The organism is Iocasia fonsfrigidae, assembly GCF_017751145.1.
Taxonomy (GTDB): domain Bacteria; phylum Bacillota; class Halanaerobiia; order Halanaerobiales; family DTU029; genus Iocasia; species Iocasia fonsfrigidae.
This window is the reverse complement of the sequence record NZ_CP046640.1, coordinates 2521275-2541093: the sequence shown is the minus strand read 5'-3', so window position 1 is coordinate 2541093 and position 19819 is coordinate 2521275. Positions and strand designations below refer to the sequence as shown.

12 protein-coding genes are annotated in these 19819 nt (G+C 34.0%); all 12 read left to right on the top strand.

From position 1 onward, the window contains the following. The first annotated feature begins 54 nt into the window (after positions 1–54). The 12 genes from GM661_RS12215 to GM661_RS12160 all read left to right on the top strand — a co-directional run bounded on the left by GM661_RS12215 (position 55) and on the right by GM661_RS12160 (position 19814). Positions 55–837 (top strand): LytR/AlgR family response regulator transcription factor, encoded by a 783-nt coding sequence (locus GM661_RS12215; protein ID WP_230867083.1) that lies wholly within the window; start codon positions 55–57, stop codon positions 835–837. A 115-nt stretch (positions 838–952) separates the two neighbouring features. Beyond that, positions 953–2395, top strand: coding sequence for a nicotinate phosphoribosyltransferase (locus tag GM661_RS12210; protein ID WP_230867082.1), 1443 nt, complete (start codon positions 953–955; stop codon positions 2393–2395). A gap of 193 nt (positions 2396–2588) precedes the next feature. Further along, a complete protein-coding gene (locus GM661_RS12205; RefSeq protein WP_230867081.1) occupies positions 2589–3731 on the top strand; it encodes an iron-containing alcohol dehydrogenase in 1143 nt (380 codons plus the stop codon). 571 nt (positions 3732–4302) lie between these two features. Beyond that, a complete protein-coding gene (locus tag GM661_RS12200; protein WP_230867080.1) occupies positions 4303–6474 on the top strand; it encodes a transcriptional regulator in 2172 nt (723 codons plus the stop codon). 128 nt (positions 6475–6602) lie between these two features. Beyond that, positions 6603–7034 carry a membrane-associated protease 1 gene (locus tag GM661_RS12195; RefSeq protein WP_125990868.1) on the top strand — a complete coding sequence of 144 codons (432 nt, stop codon included), beginning with the start codon at positions 6603–6605 and terminating at the stop codon, positions 7032–7034. 341 nt (positions 7035–7375) lie between these two features. Then, positions 7376–8464 carry a hypothetical protein gene (locus GM661_RS12190; protein ID WP_230867079.1) on the top strand — a complete coding sequence of 363 codons (1089 nt, stop codon included), beginning with the start codon at positions 7376–7378 and terminating at the stop codon, positions 8462–8464. Positions 8465–8478: 14 nt separating this feature from the next. Then, entirely contained in the window at positions 8479–8994 is a 516-nt protein-coding gene (locus GM661_RS12185) for a hypothetical protein (protein ID WP_230867078.1), read from the top strand. A 222-nt stretch (positions 8995–9216) separates the two neighbouring features. Further along, positions 9217–10257 carry a hypothetical protein gene (locus tag GM661_RS12180; RefSeq protein WP_230867077.1) on the top strand — a complete coding sequence of 347 codons (1041 nt, stop codon included), beginning with the start codon at positions 9217–9219 and terminating at the stop codon, positions 10255–10257. A 106-nt stretch (positions 10258–10363) separates the two neighbouring features. Then, on the top strand, positions 10364–10633 hold the full coding sequence (locus GM661_RS12175; RefSeq protein ID WP_230867076.1) for a hypothetical protein: 270 nt from the start codon (positions 10364–10366) through the stop codon (positions 10631–10633). A 189-nt stretch (positions 10634–10822) separates the two neighbouring features. After that, positions 10823–11884 (top strand): hypothetical protein, encoded by a 1062-nt coding sequence (locus GM661_RS12170; RefSeq protein ID WP_230867075.1) that lies wholly within the window; start codon positions 10823–10825, stop codon positions 11882–11884. Positions 11885–11896: 12 nt separating this feature from the next. Then, positions 11897–18328, top strand: coding sequence for a contractile injection system protein, VgrG/Pvc8 family (locus GM661_RS12165; protein WP_230867074.1), 6432 nt, complete (start codon positions 11897–11899; stop codon positions 18326–18328). A gap of 49 nt (positions 18329–18377) precedes the next feature. Next, entirely contained in the window at positions 18378–19814 is a 1437-nt protein-coding gene (locus tag GM661_RS12160; protein WP_230867073.1) for a hypothetical protein, read from the top strand. The last annotated feature ends 5 nt before the right edge of the window (positions 19815–19819 follow it).

Below are 19819 nucleotides of genomic sequence, written 5' to 3'. Positions count from 1 at the left end.
TATACTGGTACTTTTCGAACAGACTCATTAACTACTAGATGGAAGGGGTTATTTATGACTAAGATCAGGACAATTATTGCTGATGACGAATATCCAGCACGAAACGAACTGGCTTTTTTGCTGGAGAATATCAATGAAGTTGAGCTGCTTTATCAGGCCGAAAATGGTCTTGAAGCCCTGGAATATATAAAAAAGGCAGAGCCAGACTTAGTATTCTTAGATATTCAAATGCCTGGGAAAACCGGGATGGAGGTGGCCAGGGAGATAAAGGATACTAAGTTTGAGCCTGTGATAGTCTTTGTGACAGCCTATGACCAGTATGCAGTAGAAGCCTTTGCAGTTAATGCGGTCGATTATTTGCTTAAACCATATGAAGAAGATAGATTGAGTGAAATCATTAAAAAGGTTAAAAAAACAATTTATAATAAGAAAATGAAAGATAAGTTAGAGGTTTTAATTGATAAGATAGCAGGTACTGAACAAAAAAGGGAAAATACAGGAATTAATAAGCTGGCTGTACAGGGTAAGCGCGGACATCTGAAATTAGTAAAATATGATGATATTGTTTTATTACACTCCAAAAGTTCCAGGATATATGCTAAAACTGTTGATGAAGAGTATGAAGTCTCGGCAACACTCTGTGAATTGGCTGAAAAGCTACAGAGGCATAAGTTTTTAAGGATACATCGCAGCTATATAATTAATTTAAATAAAGTTAAGGAGATTATCCCTTGGTTTAAGGGAAATTATCAGGTGGTAATGAATGATAAGAGGGAGACAGAGGTAGTTGTTAGCCGTTCAAAGGTAAAAGAAATTCAGAGGATTTTTAATTTGTAAATAATGGTTATTGTTTTGACAAGTCAGTAAGGTAGTATTATAATGTTAGTAATATACTACAATGATTGTTATATATAGAGATGGTGATTTTTCTTTTTGAGGAGGCACATTATTAGTGGACAAAATAAATTTAACACTACTAACTGATTTCTATGAATTAACTATGGCAAATGGATATTTAGAGAATGGTTTAGGTGATAAAATAGCCTATTTTGACATGTTTTTTAGAAAGGTTCCGGATAATGGGGGATTTGCTATTATGACCGGTGTTGAGCAGCTAATTCAATATTTTAAAAATCTTAGTTTTGATGAAAGGGATATTGAATATTTAAGGAGTAAAGGGGTATTTAGTGAAAAATTCCTGGAATATCTACAAAATTTTGAGTTTAGATGTGATGTCTGGGCTATTCCAGAAGGGACTCCAATATTTCCCAATGAACCGGTTGTAACTGTCAGAGGTCCTGTTATTGAGGCCCAGTTTGTTGAAACTATGATTTTACTGACTATAAATCATCAAAGTTTGATTGCTACCAAAGCTAATAGGATAGTAAGGGCTGCCCAGGGGCGAGCTGTTATGGAATTTGGTTCAAGGAGGGCCCATGGTTATGATGGAGCTATCTATGGGGCAAGGGCGGCATATATAGGTGGATGTGTCGGTACAGCCTGTACTATTGCTGAGAGGGAATTTAATATTCCAGCCATTGGTACTATGGCTCACAGCTGGGTTCAACTTTTTCCCTCTGAATTAGATGCCTTCAGGGCTTATGCCAGGGTTTATCCTGATAATTGTGTTTTACTTGTTGATACATATAATGTATTGAAATCAGGTATCCCTAATGCCATCAAGGTATTTAATGAAGAAATAGTACCTAAGGGGTTTAGGCCGCAAGGAATAAGGATAGATAGTGGTGATATTACCTACCTTTCCAGGGAAGCCAGGAAAGCCCTTGATGAGGCAGGATTTGAAGATTGTAAGGTTGTAGCGTCTAATTCTCTGGATGAGTACATTATCAGGGATATATTATTACAGGGTGCAGAGGTAGATCAGTTTGGTGTTGGTGAACGTTTAATAACCTCCAAATCTGAACCGGTTTTTGGTGGTGTTTATAAGCTAGTTGCTATAGAAGAAAATGGCAGGATAGTTCCCAGGATAAAATTGAGTGAAAATGTAGCCAAGATTACTAATCCTGGGTTTAAACAGGTCTGGCGTTTTTTTGATAAAGATACTGGAAAAGCGATGGCTGATGTCTTAACTATGCATGATGAAATTATAGATGAAAGTAAACCCTATGAATTATTTGACCCTGAACACACCTGGAAAAGAAAGACAGTCCGAAATTTCAAGGCTAAAAGGCTTTTAAAGAAGATTTTTGATAAAGGCAGCTGTGTTTATAAATGCCCTGAACTATCAGAGGTAAAGCATTACTGTCAGCAGCAAATAGAAACTTTGTGGGATGCAGTAGTCAGGTTTGAAAACCCACATAAGTATTTCGTTGACCTTTCTGAACCTCTCTGGGAGATGAAACAGGAGCTGCTGCAACAGCATTCCGCAAAGTAGAAAATCATTAAAAAGTATTAACCATACGATAGTATAATCCCCTTTTTTAAAAGGGGATTTTTTCTACATTAAATTACAAATTGCTCTTGAAAAACAGACATAAATATGCTATACTTATATTGTTAAAAAATTAACAAACAATTTTTTAAGCTTTGCTTTGTTAAATAAATCACAAAAGGAGATGTATAGTGTTATGAAATCTTTTTTAATACCACCAGACATTGAATTTGAGGCTGATTCGCTGGCATATTTGAAAGACCTTAAGGGTAGTCGTGCTGTTTTAGTAACAGGCGGTAGTTCTATGAAAAAATTTGGATTTCTTGATAAAACTGTTGATTACTTAAAAGAGGCCGGAATAAAATCGATAATTGTTGACGGTGTAGAACCTAATCCTTCAGTTGAAACTGTGGAAAGAGGGAAAAAAGCAATGCTTGAGTTTGAACCAGACTGGGTAATAGCAATTGGTGGGGGTTCAGCCCTTGATGCAGCTAAGATAATGTGGGCGTTTTATGAATACCCTGAACTGGAGTTTAGTGATATAATTGAAGTTGGTTCAATCCCTGAGTTAAGGAAGAAGGCTAAATTTATTGCTATTCCTTCAACAAGTGGAACTGCCTCGGAGATTACTGCCTTTTCGGTAATTACTGATAGCAAGAAAAAAATAAAATATCCTATTGTATCACCAGAAATTATTCCTGATATAGCAATTATTGATCCAGAAATACCAGCAACAATGCCTTCACATATAACTGCTAATACTGGGATGGATGTAATGGCTCATGCAGTTGAATCCTTTGTATCGACAAATGCCAGTGATTATACAGACCCATTGGCTTTAAGGGCCATTGACCTTGTCTTTAAATATTTAGCAGATGCAGTTAAAGACGGTAACGATATGACTGCTCGTGAGAAAATGCACAATGCCTCTACTATGGCTGGGATGGCTTTTTCCAATGCCTCTTTAGGGATTATTCATAGTTTGGCCCATAAGATTGGTGGGGAACTCCATATTACACATGGATTGGCAAATGCAATATTACTACCATATGTAATTGAATTTAACTATGAGGCTGCCAGGGAGAAATTTGAATATGTAGAAAGGTTTTTAGGTATTGATAGTCTAGCTGATGCTATCCGGGAATTAAACAAAAAGGTCAATATACCTGCCAGTTTTAATGATATTGACTGGATGGACTTTACAGCTGATGATTTTGAAGCTGTTTTAGATAGAATGTCACAAAATGCCCTGGAAGACCCTTGTACACTTACCAATCCTGAGCAACCGACTATTGAAGACATGAAAGAGCTCTATAAGAAGTCTTTTTATGGTGAATAGTATTAAAGTAGATAGGAAAAGAGCCTTCTTTATTATGGAGGTTCTTTTCCTTTCTTTATATTATTTATTAAAAAATAAGCTTATCCAGGCCAGCCTAATTGCCTGGATATTTTATTGGTTACCTCCATTAATAATCTGGAATACTCCTCTATTTTATTATCCGGAAAACGGGGTGATGGACCGGTGATGCTCATATAAGCAAATACCTTTCCTTTTAAGATTTTGCTTTTCAAGACATGGGCATCTAGTTTGGCTAGATATTCATGTTTTTTTATTATAACTGTTTTAGTTATACATTAGGATTACAAAAATCGTTATGAAAAAATATATTATTATATTACTGATGAGTTAGAAAAAGAGTTTTTCGACAAAATTAGATATTATTTACAAAAAAATCTATTAGTTAGCAGTAGTAAATAAGTACTATTTTTTGGAAATTGCATAAAAAGTATTTTTTTCCAATAAAAAATAGTATATAATATTAAGAAATGTAAATCTATGCATCTAAACAACTATGTTTAGAAAAAATTAAATTTAAATGGGGGTTTTTGAGGGAAGGTGAAATGTGAGAATGGAAATAATTAGGCAAACAAACAGAACTGTACTTCTTGAGGAGGTGAATCCGGAGAAATTAGATTTAATAACCTTAATTGGTAATGTGAAAGGAGTAGAAAGTCTTGATGATGAAAAAATAAAAGAGATTAACGAACATCTATTAATCAGGGATTTTCAGGATTTTTTAGATAAGTTTACTCCTACAATTTATTCATATTATAATGCTGCAAGTCAAAGAATTATCTATACACTGGAAAGACCTGAAGGTGTACCAGAAAATAATGTATCTGAAATCCGTTTAGATCAGAATAACGATTTCTTAAAAATGTTATTTACATTAATTGATACAAAAAAAAATCAGGGCAGGAGAAATGTTGATTTTAAGTTTGAAAATGTACTTGATATGATTTCCCCTAAAAAAGTGATGGAAGATATAAAACAGGTTAGAAAGGAAATAAATTATTTATATGAAAAATATGAGAAATTGGAAGAGGAAGACCCCAAGAAATTAAAACTAGGTGACAAACTAAATGTAAAATTTGAAGAAGCCAGCCGTAATTATAATAATGTTCTAGGGATGCTGCCATTAGCAATTGAAGATGTAAAAACAAGACTTTTGCTCGGGGAGAGTCAGGACGAAGCCGAGGCTGAAGAAGTTCAAATTGGTATGTTAACAATGGGGGATGAAGGCGAATTAAAAATAGTGGAAATTTCCAAAGAAGAACAAGAAGCACTGCCTGTTTCAGTAGATGAAGAAAGGAGTGCAGCTTTAGTTGAGATTTTTGAGGAAGATTATGAGGAAATTACAGAAAATCCGACACCCTATGTAAAGGACTTAGTAACAAGGACTTTTGCTCCGATTGCTGTTACTGATAGTAATGTTGATGTTGAAAGGGAAATAGCTAATTATAATAATTATCTGGAGTTTTATAAACAATCTAAGGATAATTTTGTACAGACAGCAAAACCCTTAATAGAAAAAATATTAGGCGTAAAGATGTTTTTTGACCAGTATCAAACAGATGATAATGGTATGCGCCCTACCTTATTAGTGACTAATTGTAAAGTGGACATGATGGTAAAGACAAATAATAAACCACGAATTGATACTTATTTAAATACAGTAAATGGAAAGAATAGCTTTGAAAATACTATTTGGTTTGGTATTTTCCCTGCTGTCGAGATGGATTCAGTTGATCGTATTGAAACCAGGAGAGAGAGATTTAAAGGAACAGATAAAGATGATATGCCACCTGGTAATACTCTGGAATCGTTAACTGCTATTTTAGACTTAGCAATGAAATATAAGATTCAAATATTCTTTAACTTCCAGGCTAATGAGGCAACGACATTTAATGATATAGCAACTAAGGGAATGGACAAGTACTTAAATAAGACAGAGGTATTATTAAGGCAAAATTATAGTGAGTTTGCAATACCATGTTTACCGAATTTTAGTGTCATACCTGAAGATAAATCAGGTGTTATTTTGGATAAGAAAATGGTAAAAAGTAAAGATGGTGGTGTGGCCTTATCTCAACAAAGGGAAGATATCTTGAAATTATGGCTTAAGGGGGTTTATATTGATGCTTCATATGTTGCAGCAGGAACTGTAGCAGCTTATCAATGCCCAGATTATCTTGATAAAAATTTCAAAAATGTTACTAATATGTTCCCAGGTATTAGATTTGACATTGAAAGTGGTGATAATGCCCTTAAGATACCTACAACACTAGCCAAAGAAATTACTGGATTTACAAATAAGATTAAAAATACAATTAATAAGAATAATTTTGGTTTTGTATTTTCCTCTGAAAATGCACAGATGAATGGAATGACAATAAATAGAATCACTGTTTATAAGGCAAGGAGTATGGCGATTACAGATGATGGCTTTGACTCAATATATAAGACCTTAGTTAGTACATATATAGAAAGAATTTTGAGATTCCAGACAAGTGATTTTAAACAAGATAAGATTATAAGGTTTTTTAGTAATAATCCTAATAGTCAAAAGAGTATCTGGATTAATAATAAAGGGTTTGTAAATTCTGTTTTACAGACTGGGGATGATATTTCTTATGAGATTGATTTGGATAATAATGTCTGCCATTTAAATATTGTATTTAACGGTAATATTAAAAATCTTGAGGTTAATATTACTAAGAGTACTACTGCTGTAGGATAAATTGATATTTTCAAATAAAAAAGTTTACATCCTTTAGGATATATTACATAAGTATTTTAATAATGATATTAGTACAATATGACTATTGTATTAATATAAATAAATATTAAATAAAGGAGGTGAATACTATGAGTTCTAGATTAATTATCGAAAGCGCAGATGAAACAATTCAGTTGGGGTCAGATAATATCATGGCGGTAACTTATGAATCAGATACACCAGATGATTCAAATGCCAGGGCATCAGATATTGGTTCTTCTGTAATTATTAAAGGTAAAATTATAACTGCTGTAGATGGAGAAGAGGCTGATGATACTAGAAAACTTGCGATCTGGTCACTGGTTAAGGCTGAGAAAGCAGATGCATATCGAAAAGCCACTCTGGAGATCATAGCCGCTGATCAGGTGATCAGGAAAGTTTACTTCCCAAATGCATTCGTTGTTGATTATACTGAAGAATTTGATCACACTGAAGGTACTGGGAAATTTGAATTAGTGCTGAGACAGAAGAAAGATAGGAACGAACTTGTTACTATTGATGGTGGTTATGCAGCTGAATAAGTAATTGCACAGGGGGGATAAATTTAATTATTTATCCCCTTTTTTCTAGATTTTAGAAGATATAATAATTTATTGATAAAAGTCTGGCTATACTTTTTTAGGGGTCAGGATAATGAAATATAAAGAGAAAGACGAAAAGAATATATGAGGTAGAAGTGATAGATTGTAATAATTATTTAACGCTCAATGATGCCTTTGCTTGGGATAAAGCGAGGTCTGGCGTTTCTTGACTTCGCTTATAAATAATTATTACAATCTATCAATGCCATGAATTTAAAGAGTGATTTAATTTAAATAATTCACACGCAAGATTTTTCAATAAGGAGAAGAGGTGTTTTTAAATGGAAAAAAAGCTAAAAAAAATAGTCCTATTATTACTAACCCCCTTACTGATTTTTTCACTTACTGCCTGTAAAATTGGCAGTCATAATGAAGAGGCTGTTAGGGCTAAAATAAAAGATTATCTTTATCAAAAGTATGGAGAGGAATTTATAGTAGACAGGATAGGGACGAGGAATGATGATGGAATAACAGAATATGTAGCAAGGATATATCCGAAGTCAATAATTGGGACAAATAAAGAAGGAGATTCGTATTATTACGGTAGTGCAAGTGTTGACAAACTATCATTTGGTAGATTAGATGAACCTGGAGATAGTTATAGTTATGTAAAAATGAATTTAACAGGAGAAAAATATTTAATGCCTAAAGTTAAAGAAATATTTGGTGATAGGGTGCTTTTAAAGGTAGATAGTGAACTAAAAGTATGGGGACGGGATGATTTAATAGTAAAAGAATATAGAAAAAGAGATAAAAATAGTAATGGAGTAGATGCATTTTTAGGATATAAAGAATCAGATTTTAGAGTGGCTAGAAAAAGAGTAATAAATGACCCTAAAAATAACAGATTAGAAATAGAATTATATATCTATATCTTCGATAGAATAGACAATGAAAAAGAAGAGAGGAGGAAGCAGATCTTTGACTTTGTCCAGTATTTAAAACAGGAAGGCTTATTTAAGTACCTTGAGTTAGGGGTTATCTTCATAGATGAAAGGGTCTTAGCAACTGGTTACAGGGAATACAGACAGAAGATAAATTGTAGTGAGAGGGTAAAAGAAGTTATAGATGGAGAAACAGTGAAATTACCGCCAATAGAATTAAGAAAAGAAATGTCAGAGGTATTGCAGAGAGAGGTAGATGGTATGAGTGAAGAAGAACTGTTGGCAAGTATGGGTAAGATTAGGAAGAGTGAGTTGAAAGACCTTATTAAATATAATATGCATTCCATTGCGCTTGTCTATTCATTAGGAATTCTTGAAGAAAAGTATCCTTCTTCAATTACTGAAGAAGATAAAAAAAATAAATATGATGTATTGGATAATATAATTTTAGAGAGACCATATAATTACATGTATATTAATAATTAAGAAGGGTGATAAAAATGAGTAATGAAGGAAAAATTAAACATAAAGAGTTATTAACTTTCAGTAACTTAACAAATTTGGATTGGCATTTTGTTAATTTAGAAAAGACAATTACAGATACAAATGGGCTTTCAAGAACGAGGTCAACAAAACTCAACGACCTTCTAACCCCTAAAGAATTTGCAAAGAAGTATACAGACCCTAAAACAGGAGAAGAAAAGCCTAAACCGATATATGGTGTAGATGACCGGGGAAATTATCTTGGAGATGAAGTGGCCTTAGCAGAGATGCGCCAAAGAGCCGGGATAGCCATGGAGTATCTGGAGAAATGGGAGGATAAGAAAAATGAAGAAGGTAGTTTTTTAGGGGAGTGGGAAGTCATTTATGCAGCAGATAACTATAAAATAGTATCAGAATACCTTGATAGTGTTCATGCCATTAATGGGACTGAAGCTGACTATCCAGATAGAAATGATTTGAAAGACAATGAAAAAGCCATTCAAAAGCTGCAAATGGTTATCAAAGGGATATGAATAGCCTCATATGCATAGGAAGTGATGACTTGAAAGTGATAGATTCTAATAATTATTTAACGTTCAATGGTGCCTTTGCTTAAAATTGGAGTGAGGTCTGGTGTTACCTTAACTTCCCTTATAAATAATTATTAGAATCTATCAATACTATTAATTTAAGAGTGATTTAATTTAAATAATTTACATGCAAGGTTTTTCAATAAGGAGAAGAGGTGTTTTTAAATGGAAAAAAAGCTAAAAAAAATAGTCCTATTATTACTAACCCCCTTACTGATTTTTTCACTTACTGCCTGTAAAATTGCCAGTCATAATGAAGAGGCTGTTAGGGCTAAGATAAAAGACTATCTCTATCAAAAGTATGGGGAAGAGTTTGTGGTAGATAGGATAGGGACACGGAGTGATAGAAGTGGAAGTTTTTATCAAGCACGTATATACCCTAAATCAATTATAGGGACAAATAGAGAAGGGGATTCATATTATTATGCCAGTGCCAGTGTAAATAAGCTTACTTTAGGAAGGCTGGATGAACCGGGGGATAGTTATAGTTATGTTGCCAGGAATATGGATGTTGAAAAATATTTATTACCTTATACTAAACAGACCTTTGGTGAAAGGGTAGTTTTAAAGGTTGATGTGGCACATAAAGTAACAGGAGATGGCAGCTGGTGGGCTGGTTATAAATCAGTAAGTCTGGCAGAAATGAGGAAGGATATTGCAGAAGACCCTGAAAGGAACAGAATAGAATTAGAACTATATGTCTATATCTTCGATAGAATAGACAGTGAAAGAGAAAAAGAAGAGAGGAGGAAGCAGATTTTTGACTATGTTCAGTATTTAAAGGAGGAAGGCTTATTTAAGTACCTGGAATTAGGGGTAATCTTTATAGATGAAAGGGTTTTAGCTTCCGGTTATTGGGAGTATGCCAGGGATATATACCCGGCAAATTTAGTTGAGAAAGAGGTAGAAGGTGAGACAGTATATCTACCTCCAAGGGATTTAAGAGAGGAGATGTCTGAGGTATTACAGGAAGAGATAGATGGGATGAGTGAGGATGAGTTGCTTGTCAGGATGGGGAGGATTAGGAAGAGTGAGTTGAGTTATGATGGAATAAGGGAATATAACGGACAGTATAATTGCTGGATTTATTCTATTGGAATGTTGGAATTATACTATGATATCACAGAAGAAGATAGAGAAAGAGATTATACTACTTTAAAAGATATACAGTATACAAAATATAAAAAATATATTTTTATAAATTAAGGGGATGATAAAATGGGAAATAATAACATAACTCATAAAGAGTTATTAACATTTAGTAATTTAACAAATCTCGATTGGCATTTTGTAAATTTAAAGAGTAAAGGTGATGATGAAGGAAGATGATGAAGGAAAAGGTGGAATAAAACTCAACAGCCTCCTAACCCCGGATTCATTTGCAAGAAAGGATGCCAGGGGTAAGATTGAAAAGTATCAATATATGGAAAATGTAGATGTGAAAAGGGGAGAAAAGGTAACTAGTGAGGATAGAGAAGAAGGCTTGTTTAAGATGCGCCAAAAAGCTGGTATAGCGATGGAGTATCTGGAGAAGTGGCAGGATGAGGGGGAGTTTTTAAATAATCCTGTAGCTATGACTTAGAAGTGATAGATTGTAATAATTATTTAACGCTCAATGATGCCTTTGCTTGGGATGAAAGCGAGGTTTGGCGTTTCTTAACTTCGCTTATAAATAATTATTACAATCTATCAATACCATGAATTTAAAGGATTATTTAATTTAAATAATATACATGCAAGGTTTTTCAATAAGGAGAAGAGGTGTTTTTAAATGGAAAGAAAGTTAAAAAAAGTAGTCCTATTATTACTAATCCCCTTACTGATTTTTTCACTTACTGCCTGTAAGGGCAGTCATAATGAAGAGGCTGTTAGGGCCAAGATGGAAAAAGCACTCTATAAAGAATATGGGGAGGAATTTGTAGTAGAGAGGATAGGTACACGGAGTGATAATAGCGGAACCTATTATGAAGCTAGGATATATCCTAAATCAATTATAGGGACAAGTAGAGAAGGAGATCCATATTATTGTGCTCAAGCAGGTGTGAAAAAAAAATCTTTGGGAAGATTAGGAGAAGTAGGGGCAGGTTATGAGACGGTACAGATAAAATTAGAGACTGAAGATTATTTAAGGTCTAAGACAAAAGAGGTATTTGGTGACAGAATACGCTTAAAACTAGATGTTAAATATAAATTAAGAAAAGAGGGCAATGATTACTTTTCCTGGCAAATAGTATCTGGTTTTAAGGAGTTATTAAAAAAAGCCAACACTAATCCAGATAAACACAGAATAGAATTAGAATTATATGTCTATATTTTCGATAGAATAGACAATGATGAAGAGAAAGAGGAGAGGAGAAAGCAGATTTTTGATTATGTTCAGTATTTGAAGGGGGAAGGCTTATTTAAGTATTTAGAATTAGGGGTAATCTTTATAGATGAAAGGGTTTTAGCTCCCAGTTATTGGGAGTATGCCAGGGATATATACCCGGCAAATTTAGTTGAGAAAGAGGTAGAAGGTGAGATAGTATATCTACCTCCAAGGGATTTAAGAAAGGAGATGTCTGAGGTATTACAGAGAGAGATAGATGAGATGAGTGAGGAAGAGTTGCTTGTTAGTATGGGGAGGATTAGGAAGAGTGAGTTGAGTTATAAGGGGATTAACAAATATAATGAACAATTTTTAGTATGGGTTTGTTCATTGGATATGTTAAAAGTTACTCGTAAGTCTACTTATGAAAAATATAAAGAAGAGAATAAATTAGGCTTCCATTATTATAAAACTATTAATAATATTTTGTTTGGAAAAGATTATAGGTACATTTATTTAAATTAAGGAGTGGATAAGATGAGTGAGAAAAAAATAACTCATAAAGAGTTATTAACTTTCAGTAATTTAACAAATTTAGACTGGCATTTTGTAGATATAGAACCAAAACAAGAAACTGATCAGAATGGGAAAGTGTCTTTTGTATACCATAAACTCAACAGCCTCCTAACCCCAAATTCATTTATAAAGGCCTATAAAAATCCCAGAACAAAGAGAGATCCAATTTATTGTTATGGTACAGATAATCAAGGGACTTATTTAGGAAAAGACGAAGGTCTGGCTGAGATGCGCCAGAATGCTGGTATAGCGATGGAGTATCTGGAGAAGTGGCAGGATGAGGGGAATAAGGAAGGTAAGTTTCTGGGTGAGTGGGAGGTTGTTTATGGTGCTGATAGTTATAAGGTGGTAACGGATTATTTAGACTATATTTACCGTCAGAGTATCAAGGGAAAAACCGGGCAGGAGACAACCCTTAGTCATGAAGAGATTATGCGGGAGATGGAGGTGCCTAGCAGGGAAGGGGTTGAGGAGACTGAGGAACATATAGAGAATATAGAGTTTGGTGTAAATTGTGCTGAAAAGCTGCTGTCATTAGTAATCTGGAAGAAGAAATTAGATTCATCAGGGAAAATAAAAAAAGTAACAAAAGAAATATTAAAGGGTGTTTCCAGAAATGAATTAAAAGAGCTGGCTAAAAAGATAGAAATCCCTTCTATAAAACTATTTATGTTGGCTTATCTTAATAGAAATTCAGGACTATATATAACAAAAGACCTTAGCAAAGAAATTGCCGAAGATTATCAAGAGAGCCTTGAAGAAAAAACAAGGGTAGAGGGGTATGAGGACATTCTGGAGGAAAATATAAAGGTTAAGATAACCCAGAGTCTGAAAATGCATGATACAGGTTTTAGGGTGTTGGTCTTAAAAAAGGGTGATGATATTGTAATCTCATATAAAGGTAAAAAGACACCCCAGAGCAAGATACTCCCTGAAGACCTGGATTATCTTCAAATAGTATATGACAAGATAAAAAGGGAACATAATAAGCAAAATACGAAAATAAGCTTTACCGGGTTTGAAGGGGGAGCAGACCTGGGGTTTATTAACTCTCTGTTTGCAGATGAGAAAGATGAATGCAGGGCAGGTCTTTTCTATAATAAAATAGATGTTCTAAAGGGTTTTATAGATTTTACCCCTGAAGATATAGACAAAGAGTACATAGGTAATATATCTATAATAGTAGTCTCAGAAGCAAAAGGGATTACAAACCAGATGGCAGAAAACGCCTTTTACTCCCTTTTATTACTTGGGGCAGCTAAAAGTGTTGCTGTAACAGCGGTTACCAGTACACTGTTAGTAGCAGGGGTAATAATTATCCTGATTGGAATACTGAATGTAGTTAAAAAAGTCCTCAAAGATATATGTACTGAGAAGACATATAAGAGATTACAGGAACTGGGTTTTGTAGCTACAGACAAATCAGCTGAAAAATTACTGGGAGATGATTTAGTCAAAGGTTATATAACAGATGAGTTCTATGAGCATAATAATTATGTTGAATTCCCTATCAGACAATACCCGGATTCTAAAGGGAATATTAAGTGTCAATTATTATTATCAGAACCAGTTGAATTTACATCACCAACCCCGTTAGCAAATAATAAGCATACAATCAAAATAAAAAAAGAGGATGCAGTTTATCTTTTGCTTAACATGGGAAAAAATGAAATTTTAAAAGAAGATTATAGTTTTACACTGCAAAATCAGGAAGTTAAATTTGAATATCTATTTTACCGCAGGTCAGCAGCTAAACGGGAAATGGTACATAATGCAATTTTGGGACCGCAGGAGGAAACAGTAGGTTATGTACACCAGTACTGGGGGTTAGCTAAAAACAAAAGTGGTTACTATGAAATAAAAGGAACCTTTAAAAAAGACCCAAATCCACCCCAAGAACAGGTATTTGGTGATGTACCATATAATGTTTTATTAAAAGAAGAAGAGGAAGAAATAACTAAATACAACATGTTAGTTAACCTAATGGAGATAACAGGGACAATACAGAGGAACTATATTAAGAAAAAGGATGATATTTTTGAATTCATTTACCCTGAAGATAATAAACCTGTAGTTGTACAGGAGATACCTACTATCAGTCAAAACAATGAGGAATATGAATATAATGAGTTCTTCTTTATGCCCTATCTAGATGAAGATGGCATAATAAGTCAGGAATTAAGGTCTGAATACATAGCCAGTGTTTTTAAAAGCGCAGTATTATATTACTATCTAAAAAAATTAGCCCCCAAACCAAGAGGAAGTAACTATACTTTTAAACATAGATTAAATAAAATCAAATATGGACAGGAAGATATAAATAAAATTGAATATAATTTTGGGGAGAAAACCATAAATGAAAAATTCAGGATGATCATGTATGAATTACAGTATGGGGGCGGCAGCCCCAGAAGCCATGGTAGTATTAAAGAAATACCAAATTGTCAGGTATCACCCTATTACTACAAAAGTATCTTAGATATCTTTAAAGATGAAATACAGGAGTTTGAAAAATACTATCAAGTTAAGAATATAAAGGAAGTAGAGAGGCGTTATGCAGTATTTTTTGTTAAAGAGGATATTGATGGTCTGATAATGATAGACCCTACTTCAGCTTTGGAATATAAATATAACCCTGACGACTATATCCTGGGGGGAGAACTAAAGATAAAGGCCTTAAATATCTCAGATAAAGAAAGGGAGAAGAAGGAAGCTCAGAAAAAAGAATTCAGGAAATTAGCTCCCCAGGAGTCACTTTCTTCGCTCTCTATGTTAATTATGCTTAAAGAAGGAGAAAAAGAGAACCTTAAAAATAGTCTTTCAGAAGAACAAAAAGAAGAGATTAAGTATTTAATAGCTTCTAGAAATAAAGGCTATGAAGAAAGTGAAGAATCATTAGCTGTTGAAGAGGTAGATACTTCATGGGATGAAACAGATAGAGAAAGATATTATCTAAATAATTATAGAAACCCCCAGCAGAGTATAGAAGAAAAAGCCTTAAAGTTTAATCAGTATTTGTTTGCTAAGGATTTCAAACAAAATCAAGCATATATAGCCAGGAATATATTTGGCATAGATTTAAGTAAAGAAAATACAGCAATATTAAAAGAAATAGGGAAAAAAATAAGAACTGAGAAGAAATTCAAAGCAGATATATATCAAGATGAAGAAAAAAAAAGCCTGGTAATCAATTATGATTCTAGTGGTCTTGATTATAAACTAGTTAACTTATGTGCTGCTATAGGAATTCCCAATGAAGAATTTGATCGAGCAGAAAAGGTCTATCGTCAGGAAGTAGAAGAAAATGGAGAAGAATATCAATATACTTTAAAGGCTTATTCTGCTGGAGGGGCTCTGGCTCAATATGCCGGGTTAATGTCAGAAGGATATCTTCCCAACTACCAAGTGATAAATTACAATCCCTTAGGGATAGGTAAGATGTTGAAATTTAATGGCAACGAATTCTTAGGTTATAAAATAGGTTTAGACTATTATTTAAGTAAAATACTTCAGGGAAATAATAGTATGAACATACTATTATATGAACTTATCGACCGCGGTGTCATAAAATATGGCAATATCAGTAGTGAATATAGAAATCAGTATGCCCAGACCATTAATTCCCTAAAAATGAAGAGGCTTTTATATAGTGTATATCAAGATAAATTTAATTTAAGTGAAAAACAGGCTAAAGAGATTATTGATAAAAATTTTAACCCTTTAATAATTGAAAGAAAGATGAGGTTGATAGATCGATATCAGGCCTATGAATCCAGGGTTAGAGGTGGAGAAGGGAATTATGATAACATTATAAATTACATCATTTCCGATGATATAATAGCCAATCTATTTGAAAAAGCAGGGGCAAGCTATATAGTAGATAAAGACCTAAAAGGTTTTGAAAAAGGGAAAAACCCTACTTTAATCAATAGAATCAAAAAATTAAAGGAAGAGGAATTAGAAAAAGAGTTAAAAACCAGGCTTGATCAGTTTGTACCATTTCTTTTATTAAAAGAAAATGCTAATGGTGGCTCAGCTGTAAATAGACTTAGAAGGAAACCAGCAGTAGGTAATATGACTAACAAACTCAGTCAGGACTATTTACAGGCACTTATCAAAGACATAGTTCTTGACCTCAATAAAAAAGACAAAAATGTCTTAAAAGAACTGTTTAAACGATCCCGGAGGGGACATAGTGATTATTTTTTGGAGATAATCAAGGACAGGCTGCGCCACAGTATGAAATCACAAAAAAAACTAGCTGAAGATGAGAGAGTCTTTAAGAGCCGTTATCTCCAGGAAAAACCCGAACTCCTAACAGAAAAAGACAAGGTATATCCCCTGGCCCAGGCAGCCCTCGAACAAATGGAGGAGATGAATAACGCTGAACTCCAGGATTTATATAACTGGGAGATAAGGGGAGACGGTATAGAATTAATACTCTGTCCCCAAAAAGAAGAAGAAGAGGTAAAAGTCATAGAATACTACAGCTCTGATTCTGCCCTGAAATTTGACAATCAGGAAAAGAGGCTGAAACTGGAATGCCAGGACCCATCAAAAAACCGTATTTATGGCTCCAACAGACAGGGTAATTACTTTCCTGAAAAAGATATAGAATACCTTGTTTCAGAAGATGAGGTCTATGAGTTTAATAATACCCAGGGGCTAGGTTTTACCATCTTCAGTCCATATACCAGTCCGGAGAAAATAATAAAAATAGATGGTATAACTATAGACAGACAATACGAAGAAATAGACAGGGATGAGGCTAATATCGGAAAAAGGACAAAAACACTGCGAGACAGCTACTTTGGAGATAACATTATCCTCAGAGACAAAAAAAGTATCTATGGAGAACCCTGTGGCGAGTTAATCTATTTCTACGGTCCAGAGAAAAAAGACGAACTCATCATCGAAGGCTTCCAGAACGGAGACTATGGTATCAAACTAAGGGAAAAAATCCGTTCAAAAGAAGAAAAAGCAGCAGCTCTTACCTATACAGAACACCAGCTTAAAATAGAACCCTTTGAATTTGCCATCCTCAACAAATTCAAAATCAGTAGGGAGATTTACCAGCACAGTGTCCTGGAAGTACAGGGGGTCATCAAAAAAGAAAACAGACACAAGTACTATCAATACCTGCGAGAACAAGAAGACCCCACCATCACAATCACCTATGACAATGATGACCGGAAAATACTCTTTAAAGGCATTATCGAAGAATTTGGACTAGGTACCAGAGAAAACCAGACCCATTATCTCAGGATCAAAGCCTTCTCCTACAGTAAACTCTTAGCAAGGAGGAGGAGAAACAGGGTCTTTCAGAATATAGGGACAAGTTATCAGGGGGTATTTGACAAAATAAAGAGTCAAAACTTGGAATTTCATATCGACTTTGCCGACACTTCAGTTGCCAGTACACCCCTAATCAATGAAGACTACCCGGTAGTCATCCAGTATAAAGAAAGTGAATGGGATTTTATCAAAAGACTGGCCACATATGTAAACCAGATACTGATAGTAGACGATACCAAAGACAATCAGGAAATAATAAATATCCAGGCCGGCCCTCATAACAATGTAGCCCAAGAACTCAATAATATTGCAGGGGGAGAAGGAAGAAAAACCGGGCGGAAAAACACCAAATATAAGTATTACAGAATAAAAGAACACGAACACTACCGTTCAGACGATATCTTTCAAATCGGTAAAAAAGTAAACTATAGAATCAGTAACAAAACCAAAGAAACCCTGGAACTAATCATCATTAAAAATGTTATCTATCTCAAAAACCAGCGCCTGTGCTCAGACCTAATCATGGTCAAAGAAGAAGACATCAAACTGGTCAAAGAGATCAGGGAAAAAAGGATAGAAGGGCGGAGCTTCAGGGGAGAAGTCGTTAAAGTCAATAACAAGTACCAGGCTAAGGTAAGATTTATTGACCTGGCAGATGACTTTCAAGAAGATAAGGCCCACTGGTTTCCCATAGACCGGATATATACCACTGCCTTTATTGCTCCAGAAATAGGGGATATAGTAGATATCTACTTTAAGGCCCGCAATGAAAAATATGCCTCAGTAGGCAAAACTACAAGGGTTGAAAAAAGGGAGATAAACCATGATCCGGCAGACAAGATGATCAAAACACCAGGGGACTATCAAATCAGACTAAACAACCAGAGTGTCCTATTTGCAGCCCCAAAGATGAGCTCCAAAGTAGAGTTAAAAGAAAAGGAAATAAACTTAGAGAGCAATGGCAGCAGCATAAAAATGAAAGAAAATATTAAGCTAAAGGCAGATAAGGCCTTTATGTTGATTGATAAAGATGTGTTACAGTTTGGTTTTGGAGGTAATGGGATTAAGGTTAAGGATGGGGAGATAAATATTTCTTAGTTAGGGAAGTAACGATGGGATAGAAATATTTTTAGAAGGGAGAAAAAATATGAATATGAAAGCAAGGCAGGGTAAAACATATGCTACTGCCCATGACCTTAAATTTGATAATTTTGAGTTTAAAAGTCTAAATAAATTAGAAATAGAAAAATCTATCTACGACCACAGCAGGGTGTTAATTGAAGGGGTAATAAATGAAAATGATATTAAAGAGTATAATAGGTATTTAGAACAGGAAGATCCACCATTAGTAATTACTTATGATAGTGAAGATAAGCAGCTAGTTATTTTCAAAGGGATAGTTAGCAGTTATAAGATAGTCTATAAAAATCAGGTATATTGTCTTCAATTAAGGGCCTTTTCTTATAGTATTCTCCTTACAAGGGAAAGGAGAAACCGTATATATCAAAATCTGGGTTCGAGATATAATGATGTACTTAATATCTTGAATAATGAGAATAAGAATTTTTATTTTTCCTGTTCAACAAATCAATTGGGAGAAACAGTTTTTATCTCAAAAGATTATCCTCTAGTATTGCAGTATAAGGAAAGTGATTGGGATTTTATAAAGAGGATATCTTCTTACATAAATCAACCAGTAATAGTTGATGATACAAAAGATAATTCAGAAACGATTAATATTCAAATTGGCAGTCATATATCATCAGAGAAAAAATTAAGTAACACCTATGGTGAAGCAGCTCAAAAAACTGGTAAAAAAAGTACCAAATATAATTATTTTAAAATAGAAGAATATAAACATTCTAGGACAGGTAATGTATTTAATGTTGGGGTGAAACTTGATTATATAACTGACAATGAAAAACAGGAAACAATAGAACTAGTTATTATAGAAAATAATATTTATATAGATAAAAGTAACATCTATTCTGAAATTGTTTTAGCTAAGGAAGAAAACATTAGAATATTAAATATAAAAAGGAGATTTGAAATTGAAGGCAGGGGTTTTAGGGCAGAAGTGATGAGCTTAAGCCCGAAACACCAGGCTAAAGTTAGTTTTCTTGATATAGAGGATGATTTTGAAGAGAGTAAAGCACACTGGTTTCCCTTAGATCAGGTATATAGAGATGTCTTTTCTGCTCCAGAACTGGGGGATATTGTAGACATATATTTTAAGAGTAAAAATGAAAGACATGCAGCAGTAAGAGAAAGTTTGACTGAGATAGAACAGGAAGTAAAGAATGACCCAGTTGATAAAATAATAATAACCCCTGAAGGGTTTCAGATAAAAATAAATAATGATAGTATTTTTGTAATTGGTAAAGGTAATATATCTACTATTGAAATAGCACAGGACCTTATAAAAGCAAAACAGGATGATAATGATTTAAATATTAATCTGAACAAAGATTTAATCCAGTTAAATTTCCAAGAAACAAAATTCGCTTTAAATGATTCGGCTGCAAGGCTTGCCAGTGGAGGAACCGGGCTTATAGTGGATGATAGTAAGATAGATTTGGCCTGAAGTAA